The organism is Pseudomonas sp. CM25 (genome assembly GCF_013179705.1).
Classification (GTDB): domain Bacteria; phylum Pseudomonadota; class Gammaproteobacteria; order Pseudomonadales; family Pseudomonadaceae; genus Aquipseudomonas.
The window spans coordinates 1-5,781 of the sequence record NZ_JABMCW010000332.1 but is presented as its reverse complement, the minus strand read 5'-3'; the positions used below and the strand labels follow the sequence as shown (position 1 = coordinate 5,781).

General features: G+C 65.3%; 5 protein-coding genes and 2 pseudogenes. 3 read left to right on the top strand and 4 right to left on the bottom strand.

The genetic code is table 11. The features are described 5' to 3' along the window. A pseudogene (locus HP546_RS24690) lies at positions 1-168 on the top strand (putative 2-aminoethylphosphonate ABC transporter substrate-binding protein); the annotation flags it as partial. 108 nt (positions 169-276) lie between these two features. On the opposite strand, the gene HP546_RS24685 reads toward HP546_RS24690, so the two are convergent. After that, positions 277-1,641 (bottom strand): GTPase/DUF3482 domain-containing protein, encoded by a 1,365-nt coding sequence (locus tag HP546_RS24685; RefSeq protein ID WP_172230744.1) that lies wholly within the window; start codon positions 1,639-1,641, stop codon positions 277-279. Beyond that, positions 1,634-3,025: a DUF2868 domain-containing protein gene (locus HP546_RS24680; protein ID WP_172230741.1), complete on the bottom strand. Its 1,392-nt coding sequence runs from the start codon at positions 3,023-3,025 to the stop codon at positions 1,634-1,636. Before HP546_RS24680 ends, HP546_RS24685 begins: the two co-directional genes overlap by 8 nt. A 54-nt stretch (positions 3,026-3,079) precedes the next feature. On the opposite strand from HP546_RS24680, the gene HP546_RS24675 reads away from it, so the two are divergent. Further along, positions 3,080-3,595, top strand: a complete 516-nt coding sequence (locus tag HP546_RS24675; RefSeq protein WP_172230738.1) for a dihydrofolate reductase — start codon at positions 3,080-3,082, stop codon at positions 3,593-3,595. Between the two features lie 72 nt (positions 3,596-3,667). Here HP546_RS24675 and HP546_RS24670 read toward each other — a convergent pair whose 3' ends face one another. After that, complete coding sequence (locus HP546_RS24670) at positions 3,668-3,874, bottom strand: hypothetical protein (RefSeq protein ID WP_172230747.1); 207 nt, start codon at positions 3,872-3,874, stop codon at positions 3,668-3,670. Positions 3,875-4,022: 148 nt separating this feature from the next. Next, a complete protein-coding gene (locus tag HP546_RS24665) occupies positions 4,023-5,414 on the bottom strand; it encodes an L-cystine transporter (protein ID WP_172230735.1) in 1,392 nt (463 codons plus the stop codon). A 244-nt stretch (positions 5,415-5,658) separates the two neighbouring features. Here HP546_RS24665 and HP546_RS24660 point away from each other — a divergent pair. Continuing rightward, positions 5,659-5,781: pseudogene (locus HP546_RS24660) on the top strand (haloacid dehalogenase-like hydrolase); the annotation flags it as partial.

Below are 5,781 nucleotides of genomic sequence, written 5' to 3'. Positions count from 1 at the left end.
GTGCTGGCCGCGCCGGGGATTGCCAAGCCGCAGACCGAGTTGCCGGCAGACTATGAGCAGCGCCTGATCAAGAACGACTTCGCCTGGGCCTCGAAAAACCGTGACCAGATCCTTGCCGAATGGCGCAAGCGCTATGACGGCAAGTCGGAGAAGGTGGCCCAGCAGTAAGCCTGCACCTTGCAGGTCTGGCCTGTTCGCGGGTGAACCCGCTCCCACAGGGATGTGCATTAGTGCTGCGGGAGCGGGTTCACTCGCGAAGGGGCCAGAACTGGTTGATCAAAATTGTGAAACCAACGCCTCCAGCTGCTCCTGCCGCTCAGCCTGGTTCAGCTTCGCCCCGGGATTGAGGGTGGACCACTGCGGATGCGCCCGCGCCCTGACCAGCGCCTCTGGCAACTTGCCCTCGCGCCAGGCTTTTTCATCCAGCTCACCCAAGTGAATGCTGCTCTGCGCGGCATGCCCGCGGTTATCCAGCGCCACCATCAGCTGTTGCTGACGCAAGGCCAGCAGGCGCAATACCGTGTCGTCCACGGTCAGCTCGCGCTTGCCCTTGAGCTTGCCCATCAACCGCGACCCATAGTTGCGCGCAGTCTGCAGTGCTCCCCCGGCTATCGCCCCGGCCAGCGCGGCGGCGCCCAGGGTCAACCCGCCGACCAGCAGATCGACCCCGGCCCCCGCAGCGGCACCGGCCGCCACACCGCTACCCAGGCGTACGCCCAGCAGCTTCAAGGTTTCGGGATTGAACAGGTCATCGCCCCAGCGGCCATCCAGCAGAGGCAGATCGCTGGCATGGGCATCCTCGGGGCGGAAGGCATACAGCTTGAGCAATGCCTCGACGCAACGCTGTTCGCGCTGACGCACATCCTGGCGCAATGCCTCGATTGCCCTGGCCTCGGCTGCCGGCTCGGCGTCAACGCTACGCCGGCAGGCTGCGCAGTCCAGCAGCAGCTCGGCAATCAGGCGCTTGCCACTGTGCTGGCGCGCCAGGCGCTGCGCCTGCTGGTCGTCTATCAGCCGCTGCAGCGCCGGGCGGGCGTCTTCCAGCAGCAGGGCCAGGCTCTCGTACAAACGGCGCTCGCCATCCTCTGGCGGAGCCACGCTGTCAAACCGTACCAACGCGTGAAGCCCAAGCCGGGCAAGGGCTTCACGCCATTGCGGCTCGCGGTGCTGGTGGCTGGCGACGAAGTTGAGCACCGGCAGCAACGGCTTGCCGCAGCTGGCCAGCACTTGCAGTTCGTCGCGGTACTTGGCCAGCACCGGCTCCCGGGCATCGATCACATACAGGCCGGCATCGCTGGCCAGCAGCTGGCGCAGTACCTTGGCCTCCTGCTCGAAACGCTGGCGCGCTTCGCTGCCCTGCAGAAAACGCTCCAGGCGCGCCGGGCCGTCCAGGCGCTCGCCCGGGCGCTCCAGGCGTTCAAGGTAGTCGAGCAGGGCGATGGCGTCTTCCAGGCCCGGAGTGTCGTACAGCTCCAGCAAGGGTTCGCCATCCACCGACAGGCGCGCACCCTCCACATGGCGGGTGGTGCTGGGGCGGTGCGATACCTCGCCAAAGCCGACGTCGCGGGTCAGCGTGCGCAGCAGCGAGGTCTTGCCCACATTGGTGTGGCCGACCACGGCCAGTTTCAGCGGCTCAGTCATGGCCATGCTCCAGCCAGGTCAGCGGTGAAGTATCGGCATGCGGCAGGCCAAGCCGGTCGAGGGCTGCGTGCCAGTCGCCCAGGCGCTGGGCATCGAGTGGCTGGCCGGGTGCGGCCTGGAGTAGCCAGACACGGGTGGCGCCGGCGTTGCGCGCGAGTTCGGCGAGCAGCGCCAGGCTGCCACGGTCGGGCGAGCGCTGTGGGTCGCAGGCGATGGCCAGGCGTGCCGGGGGGAAACGGCTCAACTGCTCGAGCAGGCGATTGCGCGACTCGCGGCTGTCGAGCACACCGGCGTTGGTCACGCTTTTTGGCAGAGCAGGCGGCCAGGGGCGTTGGTCGTCCAGTTCCAGCCCGACCAGCAGGGCACCGCTGCTGCCGCTTTCCAGCTGGCCGGCGGCGAATTCAGGCAATGCTTCGGGCGCGGCATCCTGCACGCCGATGCGTTCACTGCGGGGCATCAGCGCTTCACGCAGTTGCGCATAGCCCGGCAGGCTCAGGTCCAGCGTCAGGCGCTCGCTGCCCTGGCGCCAGCGCCACAGGCACAGCCCGGCCAACAGCAGGCGCGGCAGCAGGCCATACACCAGTACCACACCTAGCAGCCAGCTGGCCCAGGCTTGGCGGGCCAGGTCCAGGGCTGGCAGGGTGTCGCCGCTGGCGCGGATCATGGCCTCGTCGGGCACGGCAAAACCCAGCAACGAGGGCAGGGCGCCCAAGGCCTGCGTCAGGTGGATAAACGGGTCGGCCGCGAGCAGGGTGGTTTCCCAGACAAAACCGTAGCGGCGGGTGGCCAGCAAGGCCAGCAGCATGCCGAGTGCCGTGAGCATCGCCAGCAGCCACAGGCCATGTACCAGCAGGCCAAGCAGCCAGCGGGTGAGCCGCTGGCGCTGCAGCAGCACCAGCAGCGCCGGCGCCAGGTGCGCGGCCTTGGCGTCGCGGGCAAAGCGTTCGCTCAGCCACAGCCACAGGCGCCCCAGCCCTGCGCCATGCTCGCCGCTGAGGGCAAAGCCGATTGCCCAGCCCAGCAGCATAAGCAGGTTCAGCCCGAGCAGGCTGCCCAGCGCCCAGAACACATTTACCGGGCGCTGCCCGTCACCCAACGCAGCCAGCGCCAGCCCGGCGCCGCTGAGTATCGCCATCAGCAGCAAGGCCAGTAGCGCCAGGCGCGCGCCCTGTTTCCAGTGACGCAGGGCTGTAGTGATGCCGTCGCGTTCGGCCAGGAACAGCGCCCGGGTTTCGATGCGGCTCGCCAGGTCGCCGCCTGCCTGGCGGGCGCGGCGGTTGGCTTCCTGGTCCTCCAGGGGGCCGGCATGTTCCTCGCGCAGGCGTACCGCTTCGGTGAGCCAGCGCTTGTCCAGTGGAGTGGGTGCAGTCACAAGGTCTTCCATTGCACAGGTCAGGGCAGAAGCATAACCCACACGCCCGGTGCTATCCTCGCCCGCATGAATACATCACTCCCCCTCAGCCTGATCGCGGCTCACGCCGAGAACCGCGTGATCGGCATCGACAACTCCATGCCCTGGCACTTGCCAGGGGATTTCAAGTACTTCAAGGCCACCACCCTGGGCAAGCCGATCATCATGGGTCGCAAGACCTGGGACTCGCTGGGCCGGCCGCTGCCCGGGCGGTTGAATATCGTCGTCAGCCGCCAGCCGGGGCTGGAACTGGCGGGGGCCGAAGTGTTTGGCTCGCTGGAGCAGGCGCTGGTGCGGGCCGAGCAGTGGGCGCGGGAGCACGGAGTCGATGAGTTGATGCTGATTGGCGGGGCGCAGCTGTATGGGCAGGCGCTGGAGAAGGGGCTGGTCAGCCGCATGTACCTGACGCGGGTGGAACTGTCGCCGGCAGGAGATGCCTGGTTCCCTGAGTTTGACCAGGGCCAGTGGCAGCTGACTTCGAGCGCGGCACAGGCTGAAGAAGGGAAGCCTGGGTATCACTTCGAGGTCTGGGACAAGGTTTGATGGTGCCGGGGCTGCTTTGCAGCCCTTCGCGGGCAAATCGGATCGCCGTACCGCCGCTCTTACCGGGGGCGCTCAGGTGAGCAGCTTGATGATTACTGCGGTGACAGTAGCGACCGTGGTGACGAATCCGACAGCAATGGCAACCGGATACCAGAAGGTTTCGCGGGTCATTTTGACGGCTTCAGCATTCAGCTTGGGCGTCTCGGCGATCAGTTTGTCCACCTCGACGCGGATCTTGGCGACTTCAACCCGAATCTCTTCGGCTTCGGCCTGGGTCATGTCTTGCGAGTGCATGGGCAGGTCCTTCCCCTCGGAGTATTCGCAAAGCCCAGGCTGAAGTATAGCGGCGCCCGTAGCCAGCTGTTGCTCGCTTCCCATGTCATTGCGTTACTGGATATTGGGGCTGCAAAGCAGCCCCGGCCACCCGTCAGGAATGACTCAGCTCGGCATGCTCATCGCCTGCCAGCACGTCCTTGTCGGTTTCTTTCAGCAACTGGCTGGTTACCACGCCCGCAGTCATCGAACCGTTCACGTTCAGTGCCGTGCGGCCCATGTCGATCAGCGGTTCCACGGAAATCAGCAACGCCACCAGTTCAACCGGCAAGCCCATGGCCGGCAGCACGATCAGCGCGGCGAACGTGGCGCCGCCGCCTACCCCGGCAACCCCGGCCGAACTCAGGGTGACGATGGCCACCAGCGTGGCGATCCACAGCGGGTCGAAGGTGTCGATGCCAACCGCCGGCGCCACCATCACCGCCAACATGGCGGGATAGAGCCCGGCGCAGCCGTTCTGGCCGATGGTGGTGCCGAACGATGCGCTGAAGCTGGCGATCGACTGTGGCACGCCCAGGCGGCGAGTCTGCGCTTCGATATTCAGCGGAATGCTGGCGGCGCTGGAGCGGCTGGTGAAGGCGAAGGTCAGCACTGGCCACACCTTGCGGAAGAAGCGCAGCGGGCTCACGCCGGTCGCAGCCAGGATGATGGCATGCACCACGAACATCAGCCCAAGGCCCAGGTACGAAACCACCACGAAGCTGCCCAGCTTGAGGATGTCTTCCATGTTGGAGCTGGCCACGACCTTGGTCATCAGGGCCAGTACGCCATACGGGGTCAGCTTCATCACCACCCGTACCAGGCGCATTACCCAGGCCTGCAGGGTGTCGATGGCCGACAAGGCGCGTGCGCCTTTCTCGGCGTCATCCTTGATCAGCTGCAATGCGGCCAGGCCGACGAACACGGCGAAGATCACCACGCTGATGATCGAGGTCGGCTTGGCCCGTGCCAGGTCACCCACCGGGTTGCTGGGGATGAACGACAGCAGCAGCTGCGGGATGTTGAGGTCGGCGACCTTGCCCGCGTAGTCGCTGTGGATGACCTGCATGCGCGCGCTTTCCTGCACGCCGGCTACCAGGCCTTCGGCACTGAGGCCGAACAGGTTGGTGAGGACGATGCCGATCAGTGCGGCAATGGCGGTGGTCAGCAGCAGGGTGCCGATGCTCAGCACGCTGATGCGGCCCAGCGACGACGCGTTGTGCAGGCGGGCAACGGCACTGAGGATCGAGGCGAAGATCAGTGGCATGACGATCATCTGCAACAGGCCGACATAGCCGTTGCCCACCAGGTCAAGCCAGGCGATGGTGGCTTTGAGCACCGGGTGGCCAGCACCATAGACCGTATGCAGGGCCAGGCCGAAGACCACGCCCAGCACCAGGCCCAGCAGTACCTTCTTGGCCAGGCTCCAGTCGGTGCGGCGGGTTTGTGCCAGGCCCAGCAGCAGGGCCAGGAACGCCAGCAGGTTAAGAGACAGCGGCAGGTTCATTGAAGCTCCAGCAGAAAAAAGCAGATGAGGCATCGCCTCTGTGAGCGATTGCGAACGGAAATGCTAACAGGCTGAAAACAAACGAATTTATACCCAAATGGAATTTGCATAGTCGTTTATGGAATAACGGCCTGTCGCGGATTGCAATGAACGCGGCGTTTACAGCTGCATAGGGGTCGCTAACGAAGGTTGTTGGCAGGGATTGTTGCACTAGCGTTTCTGGGTCATTTCAGGAGATTCGGCCATGAAGTTCGCTGCGAAAGCTGTCGCTCTCAGTCTGTCCGTGCTGTTCAGCCTCGAAACCTATGCCACCGAGCTCAAGCATTGGCCCGCCGAGGCTGCCAGGCAGCTCGACAGCATGATTGCT

Excerpts from the sequence above, each read along its gene's own strand:
- HP546_RS24685 (WP_172230744.1), bottom strand. The coding sequence starts at position 1,641 with ATGACTGAGCCGCTGAAACTGGCCGTGGTCGGCCACACCAATGTGGGC.
- HP546_RS24680 (WP_172230741.1), bottom strand. The coding sequence starts at position 3,025 with ATGGAAGACCTTGTGACTGCACCCACTCCACTGGACAAGCGCTGGCTC.
- HP546_RS24675 (WP_172230738.1), top strand. The coding sequence starts at position 3,080 with ATGAATACATCACTCCCCCTCAGCCTGATCGCGGCTCACGCCGAGAAC.
- HP546_RS24670 (WP_172230747.1), bottom strand. The coding sequence starts at position 3,874 with ATGACCCAGGCCGAAGCCGAAGAGATTCGGGTTGAAGTCGCCAAGATC.
- HP546_RS24665 (WP_172230735.1), bottom strand. The coding sequence starts at position 5,414 with ATGAACCTGCCGCTGTCTCTTAACCTGCTGGCGTTCCTGGCCCTGCTG.